16 protein-coding genes and 3 tRNA genes are annotated in these 22,867 nt (G+C 53.6%); 11 read left to right on the forward strand and 8 right to left on the reverse strand.

Features of this window, described 5'->3' with window-relative positions; genetic code table 11:
• Positions 1-35 precede the first annotated feature (35 nt).
• Positions 36-2,462 carry a hypothetical protein gene (locus tag Q0915_RS08525; RefSeq protein ID WP_299482071.1) on the forward strand — a complete coding sequence of 809 codons (2,427 nt, stop codon included), beginning with the start codon at positions 36-38 and terminating at the stop codon, positions 2,460-2,462.
• 232 nt (positions 2,463-2,694) lie between these two features.
• A complete protein-coding gene (locus tag Q0915_RS08530; RefSeq protein WP_299482073.1) occupies positions 2,695-3,471 on the forward strand; it encodes a hypothetical protein in 777 nt (258 codons plus the stop codon).
• A gap of 188 nt (positions 3,472-3,659) precedes the next feature.
• Here the strand turns inward: Q0915_RS08530 and Q0915_RS08535 are convergent, their stop codons facing one another.
• From Q0915_RS08535 to Q0915_RS08570, 8 genes are all read right to left on the reverse strand, one after another.
• Positions 3,660-3,818, reverse strand: coding sequence for a hypothetical protein (locus Q0915_RS08535; protein ID WP_299482076.1), 159 nt, complete (start codon positions 3,816-3,818; stop codon positions 3,660-3,662).
• Between the two features lie 86 nt (positions 3,819-3,904).
• On the reverse strand, positions 3,905-4,855 hold the full coding sequence (locus Q0915_RS08540) for a DUF2971 domain-containing protein (RefSeq protein ID WP_299482079.1): 951 nt from the start codon (positions 4,853-4,855) through the stop codon (positions 3,905-3,907).
• 1,607 nt (positions 4,856-6,462) lie between these two features.
• Complete coding sequence (locus Q0915_RS08545) at positions 6,463-6,642, reverse strand: hypothetical protein (protein ID WP_299482082.1); 180 nt, start codon at positions 6,640-6,642, stop codon at positions 6,463-6,465.
• A 350-nt stretch (positions 6,643-6,992) separates the two neighbouring features.
• The gene (locus Q0915_RS08550) at positions 6,993-7,169 is read right to left on the reverse strand and encodes a hypothetical protein (RefSeq protein WP_299482085.1); all 177 of its coding nucleotides are present in this window, start codon (positions 7,167-7,169) and stop codon (positions 6,993-6,995) included.
• A 229-nt stretch (positions 7,170-7,398) separates the two neighbouring features.
• Positions 7,399-8,283, reverse strand: a complete 885-nt coding sequence (locus Q0915_RS08555; protein ID WP_299482088.1) for a sulfotransferase domain-containing protein — start codon at positions 8,281-8,283, stop codon at positions 7,399-7,401.
• An 80-nt stretch (positions 8,284-8,363) separates the two neighbouring features.
• Positions 8,364-9,710: an HlyD family type I secretion periplasmic adaptor subunit gene (locus Q0915_RS08560; RefSeq protein ID WP_299482091.1), complete on the reverse strand. Its 1,347-nt coding sequence runs from the start codon at positions 9,708-9,710 to the stop codon at positions 8,364-8,366.
• A 4-nt stretch (positions 9,711-9,714) separates the two neighbouring features.
• Complete coding sequence (locus tag Q0915_RS08565) at positions 9,715-11,433, reverse strand: type I secretion system permease/ATPase (RefSeq protein ID WP_299482094.1); 1,719 nt, start codon at positions 11,431-11,433, stop codon at positions 9,715-9,717.
• Positions 11,434-11,893: 460 nt separating this feature from the next.
• Entirely contained in the window at positions 11,894-12,457 is a 564-nt protein-coding gene (locus Q0915_RS08570; protein WP_299482097.1) for a hypothetical protein, read from the reverse strand.
• A gap of 541 nt (positions 12,458-12,998) precedes the next feature.
• Between Q0915_RS08570 and tig the strand changes: the two genes are divergently transcribed.
• The 9 genes from tig (at position 12,999) to Q0915_RS08615 (ending at position 22,867) form a co-directional block, all read left to right on the forward strand.
• Positions 12,999-14,348 (forward strand): trigger factor, encoded by a 1,350-nt coding sequence (gene tig, locus Q0915_RS08575; protein WP_299482100.1) that lies wholly within the window; start codon positions 12,999-13,001, stop codon positions 14,346-14,348.
• A 200-nt stretch (positions 14,349-14,548) separates the two neighbouring features.
• Positions 14,549-15,184: an ATP-dependent Clp protease proteolytic subunit gene (locus Q0915_RS08580; protein WP_299482103.1), complete on the forward strand. Its 636-nt coding sequence runs from the start codon at positions 14,549-14,551 to the stop codon at positions 15,182-15,184.
• 234 nt (positions 15,185-15,418) lie between these two features.
• Positions 15,419-16,684, forward strand: a complete 1,266-nt coding sequence (gene clpX, locus Q0915_RS08585) for an ATP-dependent Clp protease ATP-binding subunit ClpX (RefSeq protein ID WP_299482107.1) — start codon at positions 15,419-15,421, stop codon at positions 16,682-16,684.
• A 331-nt stretch (positions 16,685-17,015) separates the two neighbouring features.
• Positions 17,016-19,445 (forward strand): endopeptidase La, encoded by a 2,430-nt coding sequence (gene lon, locus Q0915_RS08590; RefSeq protein WP_299482110.1) that lies wholly within the window; start codon positions 17,016-17,018, stop codon positions 19,443-19,445.
• A 187-nt stretch (positions 19,446-19,632) separates the two neighbouring features.
• Positions 19,633-19,908 (forward strand): HU family DNA-binding protein, encoded by a 276-nt coding sequence (locus tag Q0915_RS08595; protein ID WP_299482113.1) that lies wholly within the window; start codon positions 19,633-19,635, stop codon positions 19,906-19,908.
• A gap of 411 nt (positions 19,909-20,319) precedes the next feature.
• A tRNA-Val gene (locus Q0915_RS08600) sits at positions 20,320-20,395 on the forward strand.
• A 360-nt stretch (positions 20,396-20,755) separates the two neighbouring features.
• A complete protein-coding gene (locus Q0915_RS08605) occupies positions 20,756-22,375 on the forward strand; it encodes a Na/Pi cotransporter family protein (protein WP_299482166.1) in 1,620 nt (539 codons plus the stop codon).
• A gap of 285 nt (positions 22,376-22,660) precedes the next feature.
• A tRNA-Asp gene (locus Q0915_RS08610) sits at positions 22,661-22,737 on the forward strand.
• A gap of 53 nt (positions 22,738-22,790) precedes the next feature.
• Positions 22,791-22,867: transfer RNA gene (locus Q0915_RS08615), tRNA-Asp, on the forward strand.

The raw sequence follows: 22,867 nt of genomic DNA on the forward strand, positions 1-22,867 counted from the left end.
TTCGGGCGGCTTTTTCGTGCCTGAAGGGAAATCACATGGAAACGAGTGCAAAGGGCGTCGCTTTCGTTGAGGCGCATGAGGGATTTGTGTCGCGCGCCTATCTTGATCCGGTCGGCGTTTTGACGATTGGAACCGGGTTCACAAACCGCAGCGGCGTTTTCCGCAATATGTGGGGCCGCAAGCTCAAGCCAGGCGACACGATCTCGCGGGAGCAAAACCAGCGCATCCTGAAAGAAGCGCTGGCGAAGGAATACGAGCCTCCGGTAGAGGCGGGCATGCCGGCAGATGCCACGCAACAGGAATTTGATGCCGCCGTTTCGGCGACCTTCAACCTCGGCGCGCGGTTCATGACCTGGAAGGCGGCGCAACTCTGGAAGGCCGGCAACCGGATTGCCGCGGCAAAGCATTGGGCGAACAATTACAACACGGCGGGTGGCCGGAATACCAACACGAACTATTCCGGCCATATCGTCCGGGGCTATATGCAGGCATGTTTCAGCCTGCTCGATGACCGCTACACGCAGGCCGAAAAAGAGCCGCTGATGTACAAGATCATCGGCTTTGGCAAGCAGATCGATGAGCTGTTCGTCCGCTCCGGCAACAACGCGATCTTCCTGATGTCCGGAGCCGGGCAGGGTATGGCCTGGTTCCCGTTCTGGGTCGCAACCGGCTTTGCACTGCGCGACAGCGCCATGCTGGCACGGGCTGCCCTGGCAACGACGCAGTGGGGCCAATGTTATTGGGTCGATCAGACCCGGATCGATGACGTTGTGCCTGTCGGCAACTTCACGAACCTGCCGCAGGGCTGGTTCCAGGAAATGCTCGGCATGCCGATGATGTCGCCAACTGGCAATGACAGCAATCTGGACAGCCGTTACGGGCAGATCGCAACCGGCGTTTTGTGGGAAGCGTTGTTTGCTTGCTACCTGGAAAACGGTCCTTCCGGCGAGACCGGCAATGACTGGTTGTTGCAGGGCGGGGCTGACGATAACACCAACCCGCGCGCCGCCATTCTCGGGCTTATGGACCGGTGGCGGCTGATCGGAACGGGTCCGACGCTCTATAGTCCTGGGCCGCTCTGGGATGGGCTTTACGATATCTTCCACACGTTCGGCCTGCGTGCGAAGTGGACTGGTGTTCCGGACCAGGCGCATCTCGGCTCTGAGGTCGGATATCGGGGCGATCCCGGCGACTTCTTTACGGCTGGGGATGGTGCAATCAGCTGGGACTATTCCACCAAGGGCGAATATTCCACGCTTCCCATTCTGGAACGCGCCGTGCGGCGCAGCCTGGACGGCCGTCAATGGGTGGAACAGGTCGCGCCTGCCAACACCGGCACAATGACCGGCTTGATACACGAGCAGCATTACCATTGCGGCTATCGGCTTAGAAACGCGGCTGGCTGGGGGCCATGGTCGCAGAACTACAAGCAGCTCAGCTCCGAAACGGACCTGGTTGATGATCGCAACCGGGTGCAGACGACAGGCACGACCGTAAACGCTGCGCCAGCAAACACAGTAGCGCCTTTGCTCCTGGAAAAGACTTTGGTGAGTTGGGATCAGGATCCGGGCAACTGGTCTGAGATCGCCGACCAGGACGTTTTGACCGAGGCGGGCAAGGTCTATGCCTGCGGTGTCGGTGACTGGTCCGGTTATCCCGCTGTCGGCTTCTCGTTCCAATGGTATGTCAACGGGGTGCTTGTTGACGGCGCGACGGGATCGACTTTCACGGCAAGCACGGACGGCGATCCGCTGCGCTGCCGCCTGACGCCTTCAAACGGTATCGGTTCACCAGGCTTTATCGATGTCGGCAATCCGAACATCGTGGTTCCGCCTGTCTCAAGTGTCCAGGTCGTGCAGTCTACGACATATTCGGACCTTGCGCCGGACGGATCGCACAATCTGGTTCTTCCGGGCGGGATTGCGAACGGTAATCTGCTTGTCGCGGCGTTCAGGACGGCTGTTGCAGACGTTGTTCCGGAATTGGAGCCTGGCTGGACGCTGGCGGCAACCTCCACGTTCCTGCATGTGTTCACGCGGGTCGCGGACGAAACAGAGGGCGGAACCACGGTTGAATTCACCCAGGAAGGTGCGGGCGGCTCGTCCACATGCTTCGGCTTTGCGGAGATCTCCGGCGCGTCGGGCAATGTGACAGTTGCGATCTCTGGCACTTTGACACCGCCGCCCATCGATCCAGGCGGTGCGCCGGCCGATACGGTTTTCCTGGTGATGGCCTCCACGCAGCGAACGGTGTTCACTGCGACGACAGCGCCGCCGAACTATACCGGGGCAACGCCCATCAACGCGCAAAGCCATGCGGGATCCTCAACCAGCGGCGGGCATTGTTCGATTGGCTTTGCCCATCGGGCGCTTGCGAACGCAGGCGCGCAATCGCCTGGCAACTTCGGGTGGACAACGGTTCCGACCTGGAACGTTGCGTCTGTGTCGATTGCGGTTCGGTAGGGCTCAGCGTTTGGCGGCCAGGCCGGGGCGGGACTGCTCCGGCCAGTCGAAGGGGCCCCCAAGCTGAATAATCCTTGCGGTTTCCCATCAATTGATCGGTCAGATTGTCGATTTATCGATCGATATCACTGCAATATTTTTTGTCGAGCGACGAGATGTTGACGATGCAACCGGATTGCACTATCGCTGATTGTAATAATGCAACTATAAATTACGAAAATCCGAGTGTGACATGAGATCAGTATTTGCTTGTTTACTTTCCATTTTTTTGTGTTCAGAGGTGGGGGCTGCTTCGGTTGCGGTTGAGCTAAGAGGCACAATCAAAATCGACTCATCGTCTCGTTGGGTTCCGCCTGAGCTGCAAGACGGCGACGCCTTCACTCACAGAGCGACGATCGACGATCAAGGGGCAATCTCCAAAATCGAGTTTTTCTCTGGGGACACTTATATCTCTGGTGTCAGCGGCAATGGTCCTCTTGGGTGGGTTGGTATCGACATACCAACGCTAACCCAACCAGGCGGAATTTTGCTAATCTACGGTGGTGGAAACCCAGGCACATTCTCGCATGAAAATTTTTCTTTGCCTGAAGCGAGCCTCGTTGGGCTTACACCAGACAATCTTCCACCGAGAGACGCGTATATTGAAGATTTTCAGCATGGTTGGCCCACAAACGATCAGCTTGCATATGCTGGGCCGCGCGACCAACCCACCAACGCATTGGAATTGGCAACCCTGTTCTCGGAGTTCTGGAACCAAGAACCACGCAGTGCTGCATTCTTTATGCTGTTTACGAGATACTTCTTCGAGGTTTTAACGCCCGAGCCAGGCCCCCATGGTCCTGATCACGGTTATTGGGTACCCACAACCGAGCTGTCATTTTTTAAGCTGGAAAACATTACTGCCAGAGCGGCGGTAGTTCCGCTGCCAGCTGCTTTTCCTCTTTTGGCGGGAGGGCTTTTATTTTTCAGTTGGGTCGGTTGGCGGCAGAAGCACATAGTCACGCGATAAAAAACAACGCGAACTTTTGGAATGCACCTGGTGTTCGGCAGCATTGACGCTAACTTAGCTCTTGGCTGCTGTAACACATATCGTCAATACACGGCGAACGATACCCACAAACATGACAAATCATTCTTTCGGCGCTGTCGACGCAGGCTGTGCGTGAAAGTGGGAGCGATCGCCCGTCAATCGTTCAGTCAGATCGTGATCGCCTCCGCGACATTACTAGCTTCCCGATATTCCGGCGAGCCAATCTTTGCCTCGCGCATCACCTGAACAGCGCCGGCGCGGCCGGTGCCGAGTTTTTCGAGCGCTGGTTCCAGTTTGACGGTCCCGCGACCGCTGCGTCGTGACATACTTGCTTCCGTGTTCGTTCCTGCAGAATAGTTCTCCAGTCACGCAAGTCCGGAGACAAGGGCAAAGTGGCTATTGTGGGATGATCTCAAATGTCTACAATTTGCAATTCAGGATTTCCTGGCTCTGTTGTTATTTGTGAATAGGTAAGTTCCGTCGAAAATCGCTCCCTGACTTCTTGGATAAATTCGTTAGACGATCTGGCGCCAAAGATTACCTTTCGTAATTTCAAGTGTTCCCACGACGCGTATCCTTGGGTTTCACCAAGGTCGACAACTCGAAATTCTTCTTGCCAGCTAAATTCGTTTGATTTCGTCAAAAAGAGTAGCTTGGCTGCCATTACTCGTGGATCGTTTTGCGATGAAATCGAAAATGGTCCGCCTTCTATACGGTTAGAATAGGTCAAGAAGGCCAATACTTCCCAGATATCAAATCTATCCAAAATGCGTTTCTCTTGGCTGTATTCAATCAATTTTGGTGCTAGCAAATTAAAAATATAAAAGTGCCTGTTATAGTGATCATCGTACTCGAGACAGCATCCTTCGTGGTTGTTGGCGTAAAGACCCCACATTACTCCCGAGGTTGGTGATGACACAAAACATGCGCACCGGAGTTTCGCGCGGCATTCTTCAACGAGATTCGGTAGTTCCTCTTCATCGGCATTCAAGATTTTTTCGCCCAATACAGTTTGAAACGAATGAGTGATTTCTTCCTGCATGAGTTTTCCGAACTCTGCCTCCGAGAAATGGTGACCGTTTTGTTCCGCCATCAGTTTTGAGTTGGAATCAATCCAAAAGGTTGCAAGTCGATCAAAAGCTTCACCCATTCTCTTGTGTTTCTCTGAGAAGTCTGTTGGTTTTAGTGCCACCGATGCTTCGACCAGATCGTCTTGGGTCGAAAGTGGGCACATCCAAAGAGCCTGCTCTGTGAGCGCTTTTTCAATGGAATCTAGCAGAAATTCGTTGTTTGGTCGGTATCTGTAAGCTTTATGCGGGTTTGGGAGTTTTAATGCGCCCCACCCAAGTTTTTCATCAGGCACTTCATTTCTCCAGTCGATCTGAGTGCGTCACACGCCGCAGCCAAGGTTCCAGTTTGACGGTCCCGCGGCCGCTTCGCCGTGACATGCTCGAACCCACGTTTGTTCACTTAATGTTCTTGTCGTCTTTAGCGCCGTTTGGGCAAGTCAAGCTTCCCCGCGTCTGATCTAATTCATCCAGGACTTTGATCGCCTGCAATTGAACGAGAAAGCCGCGCTCTAGGCCGCGGCTTTGTTTTGTTGGCAAAGGAAGGCACGCCGTTTGGCGTTTAGCAAACCGCAAATATTAGGTATCAATTCCCTGCGAAAGAAGTCACAGCTAATGTTTCATGACCACTGCTGTCTCGTCGGAGGACTACAGCGCAAGAATCGGGATATTCTAGGTCGCAGATCGCAACCTTTTGCACTCCGCCTTGAGCTATTGCATTCGATGAAGTGTTTTGAACGAGCAAACCGACAAGCGCTCCAGCGATAACAGTCAGCGTCAGTTTTGTATAAAGGTCTACTTTCATTTTCCAATCCCTCAAATTGTAGAAGAATAATTTGCAAGTGCGTGCAAGTTGAGTAAAGCAGAGCCACATCTTTTGGTCTAGAGACCTACTAGTGTCTAAGTTATGCGTGCCTCATAGGGTGCGACCTACGAAAGACAATCAGAACGCTTTTTCAATGGATTTTAGTTCAAGTTCAGTCCGCACTTTAGTTGAGTTTTGATGTACAAAATGATGTACAAAATGATGTACAATTTGCTTTATGAATCTGCTTAAGTATCTGAAAAATATAAGCACTAATCCCAACTCAAGTCCCTCCATCCGCACCAATTTTTAGAAGAATTAAGTTTGACCAGCTTTCCGCTGCCGGAGCGAATATTTGGCTCGGCGTGTCGACGCTTCTAAAACACTCCAACACGTTGGCTGGAATTTACTGCTTGTCTGTCCTGGATTGGCGGAAGCGATTGAAACGGCTGTGCAGCGACTTCGTTAATTAGCAAGCGCTCATCTTCGCCATGCGAATGGGTATGATGTTCCGGCTCAAGTGGCGAAAAATTCCTATAATTTCAGCGCCTTGCGCGTAATGAAGTGATTGAAAGAAATCGTCTATTGCCTTGTGATCGTGATACCGCCGCTGCGGACTGGTCAAAGTGTTAGATCGGTCGTCAAACATTAAAAAATAGGAGGTCCTGCGAACAATGCGGCGGTGAGATCACAGGACCTCCCGGGTTTGCAGGTAACACAAACATCACATCGATACCGCACTGCAGCATGGGCGTAAAGTCAAAAGATTGAGAGCGCCTTGCGCTCGTTCTTTTGCACCGGGGGTTGGTGATTTACGCCCACGCGGTTTGAAAGCACTTAATAGAATTAAATATCAAAAAAATAGATAATTTAAATTGAGTTGCATGTATGTGTGCAGTGCGGTCCGAATTCAGCTTGTAAAATACCTGCAAGGGGTAAGCTCTCAAGGGTTGTTTGTTGTCCCTGGATTGCTTTTGGCCTTGGCTCACGCGAACCAACCATGACTGCAATCACTTGCAACCAGGCAGTTTTGGAGAGAAAGGCCGGTGGCAGAACCTTGGTGCTGCCACCTGCTGTCAAATGCCTTAAAAACAGGGCTTAGCGGCGCTTTGCACCACGCTTATCCGCATCCGAAGCTTTGTCGGTTGCGATTGTCTGCGTGCCACGGTCGTTATCGGTAGCGACCTCATAGCTGTCACCGGAAAATGTCGTCGTATCAGCGTTGCTGTCGCCGTAGTCGACAAAAGTAGCATCAATAAAAAATCCGTCTTCAACCATTTCAAAACTCCAATTTTTAAATTAAGTCGTTCGGCAGTGTCGCCGTCGACTGAAGTGAATATGGGGAGGCAATGTATCAATCCCTTGTCTGCAACGTGATTGAATTGTCTCAATTTTTTCAACCGGATTGCGTGTTTGTACCCTAGCGGCTTGGTTAGTGTTGTTCCTGATATGTTCTCGCGCTGCGAACGAGCCATCTAGGCTGTTTATTGTCCCGGGATTGCTTGTGGTCTTGGCAGAGCCGATCCAACTTATCCGCAATTATTTGCAGTCCCGCTGTTTCGGGTTGAAAAGGCCGGTGGCAGGACCTGGGTGCTGCCACCTGCTGTCAAATGCCTTAAAAATATGGCTTAGCGACGCTTTGCAGCACGCTTGTCAGCTTCTGAAACCTTGTCAGTTGCAAGCGTTTGTGTGCCACGGTCATTGTCCGTTGCGACCTCATAGCTGTCACCGGAAAATGTCGCCGTATCAGCGTCGTCTTCGAATGTCATAATCTCGAATGACAACCAGGATGCATCTTCAATCATTACAAAACTCCAATTTTTAAATTAAGTCGTCCGGCAGTGTCGCCGTCGACTGAAGTGAATATGGGGAGGCAATGTATCAATCCCTTGTCTGCAACGGGATTGAATTGTCTCAATTTTTTCAGCTGGATTGCGTGTTCGTACCGCAGCTGCTGAGTTCCCTTAGTTCTTGATATGTTCTCAATCTGAGGGTGAGCCAAGTATGCTGAACTGACTTTTCGGAAACGTGAAATCAGCCTGACCAGGCCGATGGGAGCGCGTCACCAAATCGCTGTTTGCAATAGTGGTATTGAGGCTCAAGGAGTTCGCGGAATCGCTCAAGAATTTCTTCAGAGACGGGCAGTTTCACAGTCGTTTCGTTGTGTCTTGTATCGGTGTCGGCTGCTTTGAATTCCGCATCCGCGATCCTGCAGATGTCGCGGTGCGTTTCCTCGGAAAAGAGGTTCTCGTAAAACAGATAGCTGACCTGATATTGAGGAAAAACCTCATCCAGCGCTTCGATGGTTGCGCGGTAGTCGGCGCGCTTGATGATCGCCTGGTCGCAAATCATGTCAGACCATTCTTTCGCGACGTCCACGTCCGGGTTTCTTTGCTGCGTGTGGCGCAACTGAGACCAGAGACGGTCAACCGGATCGCGCATGATGAACACGATGTTCAGTAATGCGTTCTGCGAATTGCAATAATGCTGCATTTCCCTGAAGCCGCTCTCGCCGATCACCGCATAAGCGGGCGTAATGTCCACGAGCGTTTTTGTTGTGTCTTCACAGATCCTGGCAAAATGGCTCAAATACGCATTGTCGTCGTACATCATCTGCAAGCGATCGATGCTCGCCTGAAAATGAGGGTTCCTTTCCAGCTGTTTGACCAGATCAACATTTGCACCGAGATACTGTTCAACCCGTCTCAGTGACATCGTGTCTATCGGTTCAACGGCATATTTTGAATGTTTCCGATCGAAGAAGTGGACTTCCTTGAGCGGGGATACGGTCACTTCCGGCAAGGACTGCAGATAGCGGTAAAGCCAACTCGTGCCGCATTTGGATGCACCGATGCCAACAAGGAACTTTTTTCCATCAAGTTCCGGGTGTTTTCGCAGAACTGGGAGCGCATTCGACATGTTGGGTCAGGTCTCCGGCCAGGGTGAGTTTCTGTCTGATTTACGAATGGATGGGCTTGTTCACCCAACTGGGCGCGGCACTAGTCCTCACGGAACGCGCGGTAAGTGGCATCCGTAATCGGCGACAGCAAATAATCTGCGACGGTACGCTCGCCCGCGATGAAAAATACCTGGGCCTGCATGCCGGGATGCAGTGCAATTTCGGCCGTGAGTTCGTCGAGCATCTTGTCGCTGACGAGAACCCGTGCCTTGAAGTAACGCTCGCCAGTTGACGGGTCGGCAATGACATCTGCCGAGACGCTAAGAACGGTGCCGTCCAGCTTCGGAATTTTTTTCGCCTTGTAGGCCGACAACAGCACCTTGGCCGGTGTTCCGGTAGTCACCAGATCGATATCGTTTGGCTTCAGGCGTGCTTCGACAATAAGCCGGTCTTCTTCGGGGACAATTTCAAGGAGCCGCTGACCCGGACCGACAACCGCGCCACTGCTTTGCACCTGAAGGTCTAGGACGATCCCGTTCGATGGCGCGCGAATGATTGTCCTGGCCAGCAGGTCTTTCGTTGCCGTCATCCGGTGTTCGAGATCCTGAATGCGCAGCGTAACTTTTTGCAATTCCTCAAGAATTTTGTTTCGAACTTCGGTTCTCAGATCGATGATCTCTATGTCAGCGGCCAAGATCTCCCGTTCAAGCTTACCGATGCTTGCTGTCAGCATACCGATTTCGCCCTCCAGCCGGGCGGCGTTGCGGTTGAGTTCCATCAGGCGGTTGTTGGTCGTGAGCTTCTTCTTGTGAAGCGGCAAAACGGCTTCGCGTTCCGCGGCGAAAAGGTCCAGTCGAGTGCGGGCGGAAATAATCTGGTGGTTGAGCCCGTCAATCTGTTTGGCGATTGCCGACTTATTGGCCTCAACCAGGCTGATTTTGGTTTGTACAGCTTTAGCGCGGCTCTTGAACAACCTGGTTTGCGATTGTTGTACGGACGAAAACGCAGCTTCCGGCAGGTTGACGCCCTCGCCAAGCGAAGAAAAATCCAGTTCATCGGTCTCATTGCGTTCCGCAATAAGGCGGCTTCTCAAGGCACGCGCGCTCACAAGCTGAAACTTGATGGCATCCAACTTTGCTCGCTGTTTGATGTCGCGCAGGACCAGGAGCGACTGGCCGCGCTTTACCGCTTCACCTTCGGCAATGAAAACCTCTTCAATGATGCCACCTTCAAGATGCTGAACCGTCTTGCGGTCGTGATCCAGCACAACAGAGCCATCCGCGATGGCTGCCGCGCTCAAAGGAGCATAACTTGCCCAGGCCGCGAGCAGCAGCAGAAAGGGGATCATGACAAAGAGGCCCCAACGTGATGGGCCGATGCCGGCCGTCCGGTAGTCGTAGCGGAAAACGCGGCGGGAACTTGAATTGGTGTGGTTGGCCAGTCGCATCGCTTCACGCTTTCATTTTCAGGTTGTGGATCATCCGGACCTTGTCGTCGTTTTCCGCAAGCTGTTCCATCACCTCGCGTGTCGGTCCGAACAGGCTTATTTCTCCACCTTCAAGAACGAGAACGCGGTCGACGCTTTGAAGCACGCTTTGCCTGTGGGCGATGGTAATGCTTGTGATTCCGAGATCTTTGGCCCGATCTATCGCCTTGACGAACGAACTTTCTCCCTCGCCATCCAGGTTGGAATTCGGTTCATCCATAACCATGAGTTTGGGATTGCCGTAGAAGCATCGCGCAAGCGCGACACGCTGGCGCTGCCCTGCGGAAAGAAGAGAGCCGTTTGTGCCGATTTGCGTGTGGTAGCCTTGCGGGAAACTCAGGATGGTTTCGTGGACCATTGCATTTCGCGCGGCCTCAATGACGGCCAGATCGTCGGCCTCAGGATCGAGGCGCGCAATGTTTTCGGCAATTGTTCCTTCAAACAGTTCAACGTCCTGCGGCAGATAGCCTATGGTTTCGCCGAGCTGGTGCGGGTCCCATTGGTCCAGAACCGCGCCGTCCAGGCGAACGGCTCCGGTTGTCGGTGTCAGAACACCGACCAGCAGACGTGCCATGGTGGTTTTTCCGGAACCGCTCGGACCGATCACCCCGACGGCTTCACCCGGTTGGATGTCAATATCAACGGTGTTCAGAATTTTTCGCTCGTTTGCGCTTGAGATAAATGACACGCCTTCAAGGCTCACGCGTCCTTTTGGCTCCGGCATCCTGATTGTTTGATTGGCCGATTTCGTCATTTCGTCGAGCGAAAGCAGCCTTTTCAGCGCTTTGCGCAGACCAACCAGGCTTTTGTACATCGGCGCGGCGGCGTCGAATGTGGACAGGGCGCGGCCTGTCAAGATGGCTACCGCAATTATGCTGCCCGGTGAGATCTCGTTGTTTATCGCGAGTATCGCACCGAAAAAAACGACGATGACCTGCATCGAAAGCCGCAACACGCGGGTCAGTTGAGAAATGACAGTCGCGATGTTGCTTGCGACAAACGAGTGTTGCAGATGATTCTGATTGAGGTTCCGCCATTTGCCGCTTGCGTGGGTGAGGAGGCCCATTGCCTTAACAACTTCAGCGTTGCGCAGGATGCTGTCGAGCGACTGCATTGCCTTGACCTGTTCGTCATTCGCCGCGCTCAGGGACCCGGCAGGCAGCCTTTCAGCAATGATCGCCAGCAAGAAAAGCGCGATCGCCCCCACCGTGACGGTAAGCCCCAGCCTTATGTCGATGAAATAGATTGCTATGAAATAGATGATCGACCAGGGGGCATCGAACAGATTGGTCAGGTGGGGAGACGAAATGAAGTTCCTGACCGTGCCGAGATCTCGCAGCGGCTGACTGCCAAATTTTGAGCTTTGAAGCGAAAGCCTGACGGTTTTCTCCAGGATATCGCCTGACAGGCGGTCATCCAGCCACCTGCTCAGATGCGTGAATATCATTGCGCGCAGACCACGCATGATGCCCATGAATACAAGCGCAATTCCGGCGGCGATCAGGAGCATTGAAAGCGTTTCGAATGAACCGGACGACAAAACCCGATCCAGGACCTGAAGCGAAAAGAGCGGAACGGCCAAAATCATGAGATTGATGAACAGGCCGAACCAGAACGCGGTCCAGAACAGCGAGCGGCACTCTCTGATGGCGGCCCTGACCGAATTTTCGCTACCGTTCGACATGAATCACATCCAATAAAATTAGGTGCCGGTGTCAGCCGGAAAAAAGACATCAATCGCTATTGGAATGAGATGTAGGTGCCAAACTTTTCAGTTTGATTTCTTCAAATGTATCGATTGTATTGACGCGCTTAAAACGACGACCGGGTTCAGTGCTGCCAACTCTGACTAATTAATCTGGATAAGGGGCTTGCAAACCATATCGGGTCAGCCAGTCAGAAGAGCTGGTCGCGGTTCTGTTGCAACGAGCATGGGGAAACTGAGCATTCCAAATCATGAGACGGTCAGTTCATGGCCTTCAAGTCGCGTAAAAAAATCCATTATAAGTCAGGAGGTTATGCGGTCATTTCGTGTAATTTCAAATCGCAAATTTTGCCATTGAAATACGTGAAAAAATTGTCTCAAGGACAAGCAAAAAGCGGCCAGTAGGCCGCTTTGGGTTTTTTCTTCGAATGTCTCTGACTCAGGAGGCGTTGCGGCGGCGCCAGCCGGCGAAACCAAGGACGCCCAGGCCACAGGCAAGGAGTGGCAAGGCGGCAGGCACAGGCACCGGTACGGGGCCTCTGTCAACGTCAAAGCTGAATGTGTTGATGGCAAGTCCGCCACCGCGCAGGTCGGTGCCAACCATCCGCAACTCGTCGATCAGGGCGTTCGAGCCAGCGTTGATCGTCTGGAAAAACTCTCCGCCGCCCAACGCGAAGTTTCCATAGTCGACGACTTCCATGCCGCCCAGAAATCCGAGAAGGTCGAAAGCGGAATGCAGCGAGTTGTGGCGATAGATCTCGAAAGAGACAAACCTGAAACTTTCGCCGCTTCTTGTAATCTCAACGGTATCTCCGACATCAAACGGAATGGGATTGAGAACGCTGTCAGTCACGGTGTCACCCGGCTTGCCTTCGAACAAAAAGCCGTTTTCGGAGTAGGGGAGCGGACCGTTGCTCGCGAATGTCACACTGACTGGAGCCGCGAGTGCGGTGCTTGTTGAAATGATGAGCGCTGCAATGGCAGCCGATAAAATTTTTTTCATATCCATTCTCCTGCAGGAATCACGTCGCCCGGCAGTCGGTTGGGCGATTGCGGAGAATATCGAGGCGCAATGTATCAGGGCCGTTTCCGGCAGGGGATTAAAGTGTATCAATTTTGTCAGCTGACCGGTGGTCAGGTGAATGGGCCAATGAAATGCAATTTCTGCTGCATTGTGCGTGCACCGGGAGCTGTGGAGATACACCTGCCCAAGTCGTGAGCTATTCCAAAGAAACGGCAAATCGAAACTGTGTCACCGAAGAGCTGAGTGAGATATCATTGGTTACATCGCAGGGATCACGCCGTCCGTACCTGAATTTCTTGCACCAATCCATTCCGATTCCCCGTATCCAGGGCGCTCAACCCTTGACACTTTCAGCCCCACGCTTTATCGCGCTCCCATCGTGCGTCCCGGAGTCCGCTCTGGGTCGAGGCGTTGCTTTTGAAGGCTTCCGGAAAAAGGGAAGCGCGAGCGGCGCGGCACACGGGATTTAAAACAAAACCTCCAGGGCGTATTGCCGCTCAGGATCGAGGACAAAAAACCCATGCAGGTAACCGAAACCCTCTCCGAGGGCCTCAAGCGAGAGCTCAAAATCGATATTCCGGCCGGTGATCTTGCCACCAAGCTCGAAGAATACATGGCCGACATGAAATCCAAGGCCAACATCAAGGGCTTTCGCCCGGGCAAGGTGCCTGTTGCGCATCTGAAGAAAATGTACGGCCGTCAGGCGATGGCGGAAATCCTGTCGAACACGATCCAGGAGACCTCCCAGAAGGCCGTGGAAGAGCGCTCCGAGCGCCCGGCTCTTACGCCTGAAGTCGATCTACCGGACGAAGATGCTGAAAAAATCCTGGCAGGCGATGCCGATCTTTCCTTTAAGATGACCTATGACGTTCTTCCGGAATTCGAGATCGTGGATTTCGCCGGATTTGAAATCGAGCGTCCGGTTGTCGAGATCGCCGACGAAGAGGTCGACACGCAGGTCGCCGACATTGCCAAGAACAACACACCCTTCGATACCAAGGACGGTGCGGCTGAAGATGGTGACCGTGTGACCATGTCCTATCTCGGCAAGGTTGACGGCGAGCCGTTCGAAGGCGGGGCTGACGAAAACGGTCAGCTGGTGCTGGGCTCCGGGCAGTTCATTCCGGGCTTCGAGGACCAGCTCATCGGTCTAAAAGCAGGTGATGAGAAAGTCGTTGAAGTGACTTTCCCCGACGATTATCCGGCTGCGCATCTTGCAGGCAAGGCAGCAACCTTCGATGTTGAAGTCAAGGAAGTGGCTGCTCCGGGTGAAGCGACGCTCGACGATGAGTTCGCGAAGGGCCTTGGTCTTGAGTCGCTCGACAAGCTGAAGGAAATCGTCCGCGGCCAGATCGAAAGCCAGTTTGGCCAGATGACCCGTCAGCGCGTGAAGCGTCAGCTTCTAGACAAGCTCGACGAGCACTACTCGTTTGATCTTCCGGAAAAGCTTCTTGATTCGGAATTCGAGGTTGTCTGGCGCCAGGTCGAAGAAGACATGAAGCGCAACGAAAAGACCTTTGAGGACGAAGACACGACGGAAGAAGAGGCGAAGGCGGAATACCGCAAGATCGCGGAACGCCGCGTGCGGCTCGGTCTGGTTCTGTCCGAAATCGGCGAGAAGAACGACATCCAGGTCACCGACGAGGAATTGCAGCGCGCGCTTTACGACCGTGTTCGCCAGTTCCCGGGACAGGAGCAGCAAGTGTTCGAATATTATAAGAACAACCAGCAGGCGCTCGCGTCCCTGCGCGCTCCGATCTACGAAGAGAAAGTGGTCGACTTCATGCTTGAACTCGCCAAGGTGAACGACAAGACAGTCACCAAGGAAGAGTTGGAAAAGCTGGTAGCGGATGATGAGGACGACGCCTGAGCGTAGACCCTGTTATCCCCAGATGCGGCCAAGGCTTTAACCTTGCCTTCACGCCGCATCTGTCATGACTTTGCGTTGAGGGCGACATCCCATATATACGGGTTGTCGCTTTTTTCGAGTCAGGCCCTAGATCGATGCGCTCAATGGGTCTGTGTCCTGCCCGCTGTCTGCGGGCAACATCTCAAGATTATGGATGAGGTATGAAGGATCCTGTCGATATCTACATGAACACTCTCGTGCCGATGGTCGTCGAACAGACGAATCGCGGTGAGAGGGCCTTCGATATCTTCTCGCGCCTGCTGAAGGAGCGCATCATTTTCCTGACCGGACCGGTCGAGGATCACATGGCAACCCTGGTAAGCGCACAGCTTCTTTATCTGGAAGCGGACAACCCGTCCAAGGAAATCGCAATCTACATCAACTCGCCCGGCGGGCTCGTCACATCGGGGCTTGCGATCTACGACACGATGCAGTTTATCCGGCCGGCCGTGTCGACGCTTTGCATCGGTCAGGCGGCTTCGATGGGATCGCTTCTGCTGGCGGCCGGACAGAAGGACATGCGCTTCATCCTGCCGAATGCGCGGGTGATGGTGCATCAGCCGTCCGGCGGTTTCCGTGGGCAGGCGGCCGATATCATGCTTCATGCACAGGAAATTCTGGCGATGAAGCACCGGCTTAATGAAATCTATGTGAAGCACACGGGCCAGAGCCTCGATCAGGTTGAAGAGGCGTTGGAGCGTGACAACTTCATGACCGCTGAAAAGGCTAAAGAATTCGGGATCGTCGACAATGTGATCACCGACCGGACGTCTCTGGGCGCCGAAGGCGAAGGTTGACGGGAGTTACCCGGTCTTAAGGAAGGTTGAAATTTCCTTCCAAAAGACCGGATTTTCCCCAATTGATGCCGGGTTTTCATCTTCGCCTTAAACCTATATTGATTTTTAATGGTGAAGCATGATGACTTATATTACGAAGCAGCGCCGTTCGGCGTCTTCATTGCCGGATCGGTCATACTTTGACCGAAACGGGAAAGATAAGGGGGAAGTCCCCATAAACGCGAGGTTGACTACATGACCAAGGCCAGCGGCAGCGATTCCAAGAATACGCTCTACTGCTCCTTCTGCGGCAAGAGCCAGCACGAGGTTCGCAAGCTGATCGCCGGCCCGACTGTTTTCATTTGCGATGAATGTGTCGAGCTGTGCATGGATATCATCCGTGAGGAAAACAAATCCTCGCTGGTGAAGTCACGGGACGGGATCCCGACCCCTCAGGAAATTCGCGACGTTCTCGATGATTATGTGATCGGGCAGGGCAGCGCTAAGAAGGTTCTGTCGGTCGCCGTTCACAACCACTACAAACGCCTCAACCACGCGTCGAAAAACAACGATGTGGAGCTGGCGAAGTCCAACATTCTTCTGGTCGGTCCAACAGGCTGTGGCAAGACACTTCTTGCCCAGACGCTGGCGCGCATCCTCGATGTGCCGTTCACAATGGCCGACGCGACAACACTGACCGAAGCAGGCTATGTTGGTGAAGATGTCGAGAACATCATCCTGAAACTGCTTCAATCGGCCGATTATAACGTCGAACGCGCACAGCGCGGCATCGTTTATATCGATGAGGTCGACAAGATCAGCCGCAAGGCGGACAACCCTTCGATCACCCGGGATGTATCCGGTGAAGGCGTGCAGCAGGCGCTCCTGAAGATCATGGAGGGAACTGTCGCGTCCGTTCCACCGCAAGGCGGCCGCAAACATCCGCAACAGGAATTCCTGCAGGTCGACACGACAAACATCCTGTTTATCTGCGGCGGTGCTTTCGCGGGTCTCGACAAAATCATTTCCGATCGCGGCACACAGACCTCGATCGGTTTCCAGGCGCAGGTACATGCCCCTGAAGACCGGCGCATCGGCGAGCTGTTTGCAGAACTCGAGCCGGAAGATCTGCTTAAATTCGGTCTCATTCCGGAGTTCGTCGGCCGCCTTCCGGTAATCGCGACGCTGGAAGATCTCGACGAAGATGCGCTTGTGACCATTCTGACCGAGCCGAAAAACGCTCTGGTGAAGCAGTATCAGCGTCTGTTCGAGATGGAGCAGGTCGAGCTTGCCTTCCACGACGAAGCGCTGAAAGCGATTGCCCGCAAGGCGATAGAGCGCAAGACCGGTGCCCGCGGTTTGAGGTCCATTCTGGAATCGATTCTTCTCGACACCATGTATGAACTTCCGGGTCTCAAGGGTGTGAAAGAGGTCGTCATTTCGCCGGAAGTCGTGAAAGGCGAGGCGCGGCCGCTCTATATTTACGAGGACCGTGAAGAGACCTCGGCGACAAGCGCCTAACAAACGATCTTGCACTTCGCGAAATAAGTGAATAAATGCCGCTCTTAACGAGCGGCATTTTGTTTTTTGTATCTACTTGTGTGATGGCGCCGCGTTTTCCACCGGCGGTGCGAGTCGTCAACAGACGAGACCTGTTTGCAACACCAGATTGCCTTGACACCGGCAGTGGAGGTGTCCACCTAATAGGGCTAACGGACGGCTCGTGCGAACCATATGCGCGCCCAGTCGGGGTGCAGTGGCTCGGCCTGTCGGGAGAGTGCCCGAAAGCCGTTTTCCAGTGTTCTGGTTGCTTTTTTCAATGGGGCCGGGACACGCCGAGAAAGGAAATATAATGAGCGACGCAGAAATCCGCGCCACAGATCCGGACAGCACTGCTGTCTATCCAGTCCTGCCCCTGCGCGACATTGTCGTCTTCCCTCACATGATCGTGCCGTTATTTGTCGGTCGCGAAAAGTCGATCAAGGCGCTGGAAGAGGTGATGACCACCGACAAGCACATTCTTCTGGCGACTCAGATGAATGCTGCGGACGACGATCCGAATCCGGACCAGATCTACAACGTCGGAACACTTGCGACTGTTCTTCAGCTGCTGAAATTACCCGACAATACCGTGAAGGTGCTGGTTGAAGGGGGCGCACGCGCGCAAATAGGCCAGTATTCTGACAGGTCTGACTATTTTGAAGCGTCGGCGACTGTGCTGCCAGAGCGCGACGGCGAAAATATCGAGGTCGAGGCTCTCGCTCGCTCGGTTGTTTCCGAATTCGAAAACTACGTGAAGCTGAACAAAAAAGTGTCGCCGGAAGTTCTTGGCGCGGTCAACCAGATCGACGATTATTCCAAGCTCGCCGATACGATTGCGTCGCACCTGGCGATTAAGATTCCGGAAAAGCAGGAAATTCTGGGTGTCGTCTCCGTTTCCGAACGGCTCGAGCGCGTGCTCGGCATGATGGAAAGCGAGATCTCCGTACTTCAGGTCGAAAAACGGATCCGCTCGCGCGTAAAGCGCCAAATGGAGAAGACCCAGCGCGAGTATTATCTGAATGAGCAGATGAAGGCCATTCAGAAAGAACTCGGCGACAGCGAAGATGGACGCGATGAAGTTGCGGAACTTGAAGAAAAAATCAAAAAGACGAAGCTGACCAAGGAAGCACGCGAGCGCGCCGCAGCCGAGATCAAGAAGCTCAAGCAGATGAGCCCGATGTCCGCCGAAGCGACTGTTGTTCGCAACTATCTGGACTGGCTGATCGGTATTCCGTGGAACAAGAAATCCAAGGTGAAGCACGATCTTGCGCTTGCGGAAAAGGTACTTGATACGGATCACTATGGTCTCGACAAGGTCAAGGAACGTATCGTCGAGTATCTGGCGGTCCAGAGCCGCGCCAACAAGCTTCGTGGTCCGATCCTTTGTCTGGTAGGTCCTCCAGGTGTCGGTAAGACGTCGCTTGGAAAGTCGATCGCCAAGGCGACCGGGCGTGAGTTCGTTCGCATGTCTTTGGGCGGCGTACGGGACGAGGCCGAAATACGCGGTCACCGGCGCACCTATATCGGCTCTATGCCCGGCAAAGTTATCCAGTCGATGAAAAAGGCGAAGAAGTCCAATCCTCTCTTCCTGCTCGATGAGATCGACAAGATGGGAATGGATTTCCGCGGTGATCCTTCATCTGCGTTGCTGGAGGTACTTGATCCTGAACAGAACTCCTCGTTCATGGATCACTACCTGGAGGTTGAATACGACCTTTCGGACGTAATGTTCGTGACCACGGCAAACACACTGAACATTCCCAGTCCATTGATGGACCGTATGGAGATCATCCGCATCGCAGGCTACACAGAAGAGGAGAAGGTTGAGATCTGCCGCCGTCACCTTATTCTGAAAGCCGAAAAAGATCATGGTCTGCGCGAAGGCGAGTTCACAATCCAGGACGACGCGCTTCAGTTCGTTGTCCGGCGATATACGCGTGAAGCAGGTGTGCGTAACCTTGAGCGTGAAATGGCGACCCTTGCCCGTAAGGCGGTCAAGGACATCCTCATGAGCGATAAGGAAAGCATCACAGTCACTCCTGAAGTCGTCGAAGAGTACCTCGGCGTTCCGCGTTATCGTTACGGCGAGGCTGAGCTTGAGGACCAGGTCGGTGTCGTGACTGGCCTTGCCTGGACGGAAGTTGGCGGCGAGCTGCTGACGATCGAGGGCGTGATGATGCCGGGCAAAGGCAAAATGACCGTCACCGGCAACCTGAAGGATGTGATGAAGGAGTCCATTTCCGCGGCTGCGTCTTATGTCCGCTCGCGGGCGGTCGATTTCGGGATTGAGCCCCCGAAATTCGACAAGAAGGACATTCACGTGCATGTTCCGGAAGGCGCAACGCCCAAGGATGGCCCATCCGCAGGTATTGCGATGGCGACCGCTGTGATTTCCACCATGACAGGTATTCCGGCTCGCCGGGATGTTGCCATGACGGGCGAGATCACGCTGCGGGGCAGGGTGCTTCCGATCGGTGGTCTCAAGGAGAAACTGCTGGCGGCCCTGCGTGGCGGCATCAAGCTTGTGATGATCCCTGAGGACAACGCCAAAGACCTTGCGGACATTCCGGACTCAGTCAAGAACTCGCTCGAGATCATTCCGGTTTCCGGTATGGAAGAGGTGCTGAAACACGCTCTTGTGCGTTTGCCGGACCCGATTGAGTGGGACGAAAGCGCTGCTGAAGCGGCGGCCAAGGCAGGTGAGTCGGACAAGGAAAAGTCGGGCGCACTGGCCCACTAAAGTCTAATTTGCACTGCACAAATGGACGAGCCCCGGTGATTCCGGGGCTTTTCTTTTGAATAATCGGTCAAAATGGCGGTTTTCTGCGAAAAAACCACTTGCGTTTCGTTTCAATTCGCACGAATTTCGCGCAACGGCGCTGACAGGAATCGTCGGCAATCTGCCGTTTCTTAGAAAGGTATCTGCTATGAATAAGAACGATCTGATCGCAGCTGTTGCAGAAAAGACCGGCCTCACCAAGGCGCAGGCGGGCGAAGCAGTTGACGCAACTTTTGACGCAGTCACAGAAACGCTGAAAGGCGGCGACGAAGTCCGCATCATTGGTTTTGGTAACTTCACGGTTTCCGCTCGTGCAGCAACTGAAGGCCGCAATCCGCGGACCGGCGAAACGATCCAGATCCCGGCTTCTAAGACGCCGAAGTTCAAGGCTGGTAAAGGCCTGAAAGACGCTGTGAACGCATAATTGCATGCGCTCGAGACCAGTCGTCTCGAAAGCCCCGTTTCTGGTTGTCAGAAGCGGGGCTTTTTCTTTTGCCACTGCAGAGTTTTCCAGTTCTCTCTAGAAACGATTCCCTCTCGTCTCTGCTGCAGAGGTGAACGAACAGCTGAAACAACGACAGACGGCTGAAATGCGTCAGCTCCGCTGTTTGGATTGTTTTGCTCTCGATGATCGGAAGACCTGATTGTCAAAGTGGAGGAGTGTCAATTGAACGGCAAACTTCTGGCAAAATGCTTCGGTTTGATGTGTCCAAAGGAAGCTCGGCAAGCATGTTGAAGCGATGCTCATCCACAAGCAGCGACGAACAGTGAGATTGTGGAATTTAGGTCTTGCCAAGCCAGAGCGGAGCCCCTAAAAGGCGTCTCACCTCGTTGAGGGCGATTAGCTCAGTTGGTAGAGCGCTTCGTTTACACCGAAGATGTCGGGAGTTCGAGTCTCTCATCGCCCACCATTCTCCTTGTCAATTCCGGTCGTTTTCCTCCGCAGGTTAATTGCGCACCAACCGCGCTTGTTCAACGCGGGCAATTTCCTCCAGCCGGTTCACGAGCAATTTTTCCACAATCTGAACGCTGTGCTCCAGTTCCGGTCTTGAGCCGACTGTTGACTGCATCTTCACTCAATCGTCGTGGTCAATTCAGAACCGGCTTCTTCGCGCGAAAGGGGATAACTCAATCTGCACTGAGTGCGCTTTTTTCTTGAGTTTGGAGCTTTTTGGGTCTATAAAATTTACCGGCTAAGTAAAAAGCATCAACAATTTATAGACTTACGAGAAATGGCCTTTCTGTTTCTGCTTCAAATTACCGGTGCCGTGATGTTGTTGCTGTATGCGGTTCGCATGGTTCGGACCGGATTTGAGCGCTCGACCGGTCCGGCATTGAGACGTTCAATAAGCAGAGCGGCTTCCGGTCGTGTGGTTGGTGTATTTTCTGGAATGACTGTTGCGGTCATGCTGCAGAGCGCGACAGCTGTGACGGTGCTGGCGGCCGGGTTTGCATTATCCGGAATTTTGACGACGACCGCTGGACTAGCTGTGCTTCTTGGTGCGGATCTTGGATCAGCGCTCGTCGTGCAGTTTCTGGTTTTCGACCTCAGTTGGTTGATCCCATTGTTGCTCGCCGTCGGTGCATGGCTTTTTTTGAAAGTTGGAAATCGAACTGTGAAGCAGACAGGGCGCATTCTGGTCGGAATTGCCCTGGTTCTGATCTCACTTCAGATGATTGGAGAATCAACGACTCCATTGAAACAGGCGCAATTCATGCCTCATATTGCTGCCTATCTCGCTTCCGATATCTTCACCGCACTTGCAGTTGGCGCTCTGCTGGCGTTTTTGATGCACTCAAGTGTGGCGACTGTACTGATGGTTGCCGCTTTTGCCCAAAAGGCCGTTATTCCACTTGAAGCGGCAATTCCACTTGTTCTTGGTGCCAATATCGGAGCTGGTTTCGTCGCCCTTTGGCTGACAAGAGGAATGGATCGAAAAGCTAGGCTTTTGCCGCTCGGCAATTTCATTTTCAGATTTGCCGGCGCTATCGCCGCGCTGTTGATCGTGACGTCGATACAATTGCCGCTCGAGCAAGTCAGCAGCCTGCCTGCGCAGCAACTCGTCGCGGTTCATATACTTTTCAATCTTGTGTTGGTCTTGGTGTGTGTGCCGCTGACATCCCCTATGGCGTGGCTCGTGGAACGCATTTTGCCCGAAGAGGCTTCAGCAAGTGAAACCGAGCCCAACGCTCCCAAGAGTGCCTTGGATCAGCGGGTTTTTGATGTTCCGCGCTTAGCGCTTGCAAGTGCAACACGTGAGTTGCTTCGGATGGGGGAACAGGTCGAAGCGATGGCACGACCGGTCATGATGATGCTGGAAAACGGCAGCGCTACGGAAATTCGCCGTTTGCAGCAAATGGACCGGAACATCAACGTCATCCATTCGGACATAAAGCTCTACATTGCTGAATTGAACCGGGGCAAACTCACCTCCGAAGAGGCGGAGCAGAGCCTGGAGCTTGCCAGTTTTGCGATCAACCTGGAACGTGCCGGTGATCTTGTCTCGAAAAACCTGCTTGAACGTGCCCTGCGGCTTCAAAAGAGCGGGATCAGTTTTTCAAAAGAGGGGCAGCTGGAACTGGAAAACATGCACGACCGTGTTCTGGCCAATATGCAACTTGCTCTCAACGTGCTTGTGTCAGGTGACGTGGCCTCGGCCCGCGAACTGATCGCTGAAAAGGACATGATGCGGCAAATTGAAAAGACTTGCCACGAACAGCATCTTGACCGGCTCAAGTCACGCATGCCGGAAAGCATTGAATCGAGCAATGCGCATATGGAAGTCGTGAGAAGCCTGAAGGAAATCAATTCCCTTTTCGCAATAGTTGGCGTGCCTATCCTGGCAAGAGAGGGGCAGCTGAGAGACAGTCGGCTGGTTCCTGCGGAATAGAGACCGGATCTGAGAATTTCTTCGAAATGCGAAAAATCTCATGCCGAACCAGTGGTCAGACGAGTGAGCTGCCACCCGCTTCCAATGCGTGGATGTCGCCGAGAAATTTCTTTGCCGGGTGACCGGTTTTCCACATTGAAAATCAAGCCACTTGGAAGCGAAAAAAGCAGGTTGTCTGCTGCTTGATCTAAAATCCGTCATTAGGATGCAATGGGGTGCTTGACTTCGCCCTCTAGCCGCCGTACATCAGCGCCACTTCACGGCGACACCAAATCGCCGTCCGAAGCGGGTGTAGCTCAGTTGGTTAGAGTGCCGGCCTGTCACGCCGGAGGTCGCGGGTTCGAGCCCCGTCACTCGCGCCACTCCCTTATGATCGTTCAGGTCGTTTGTGGATGGCGCAAAATACCGTGAATGTGCGGGTGTAGCTCAGTTGGTTAGAGTGCCGGCCTGTCACGCCGGAGGTCGCGGGTTCGAGCCCCGTCACTCGCGCCA

This window comes from uncultured Roseibium sp., assembly GCF_947494555.1.
Taxonomy (GTDB): Bacteria; Pseudomonadota; Alphaproteobacteria; order Rhizobiales; family Stappiaceae; genus Roseibium.

Excerpts from the sequence above, each read along its gene's own strand:
- Q0915_RS08535 (WP_299482076.1), bottom strand. The coding sequence starts at position 3,818 with ATGTCACGACGCAGCGGTCGCGGGACCGTCAAACTGGAACCAGCGCTC.
- Q0915_RS08605 (WP_299482166.1), top strand. The coding sequence starts at position 20,756 with ATGTTGTTGCTGTATGCGGTTCGCATGGTTCGGACCGGATTTGAGCGC.
- Q0915_RS08525 (WP_299482071.1), top strand. The coding sequence starts at position 36 with ATGGAAACGAGTGCAAAGGGCGTCGCTTTCGTTGAGGCGCATGAGGGA.
- Q0915_RS08545 (WP_299482082.1), bottom strand. The coding sequence starts at position 6,642 with ATGGTTGAAGACGGATTTTTTATTGATGCTACTTTTGTCGACTACGGC.
- Q0915_RS08570 (WP_299482097.1), bottom strand. The coding sequence starts at position 12,457 with ATGAAAAAAATTTTATCGGCTGCCATTGCAGCGCTCATCATTTCAACA.
- Q0915_RS08550 (WP_299482085.1), bottom strand. The coding sequence starts at position 7,169 with ATGATTGAAGATGCATCCTGGTTGTCATTCGAGATTATGACATTCGAA.
- clpX (WP_299482107.1), top strand. The coding sequence starts at position 15,419 with ATGACCAAGGCCAGCGGCAGCGATTCCAAGAATACGCTCTACTGCTCC.
- lon (WP_299482110.1), top strand. The coding sequence starts at position 17,016 with ATGAGCGACGCAGAAATCCGCGCCACAGATCCGGACAGCACTGCTGTC.
- tig (WP_299482100.1), top strand. The coding sequence starts at position 12,999 with ATGCAGGTAACCGAAACCCTCTCCGAGGGCCTCAAGCGAGAGCTCAAA.
- Q0915_RS08555 (WP_299482088.1), bottom strand. The coding sequence starts at position 8,283 with ATGTCGAATGCGCTCCCAGTTCTGCGAAAACACCCGGAACTTGATGGA.
- Q0915_RS08565 (WP_299482094.1), bottom strand. The coding sequence starts at position 11,433 with ATGTCGAACGGTAGCGAAAATTCGGTCAGGGCCGCCATCAGAGAGTGC.
- Q0915_RS08595 (WP_299482113.1), top strand. The coding sequence starts at position 19,633 with ATGAATAAGAACGATCTGATCGCAGCTGTTGCAGAAAAGACCGGCCTC.
- Q0915_RS08530 (WP_299482073.1), top strand. The coding sequence starts at position 2,695 with ATGAGATCAGTATTTGCTTGTTTACTTTCCATTTTTTTGTGTTCAGAG.
- Q0915_RS08560 (WP_299482091.1), bottom strand. The coding sequence starts at position 9,710 with ATGCGACTGGCCAACCACACCAATTCAAGTTCCCGCCGCGTTTTCCGC.
- Q0915_RS08580 (WP_299482103.1), top strand. The coding sequence starts at position 14,549 with ATGAAGGATCCTGTCGATATCTACATGAACACTCTCGTGCCGATGGTC.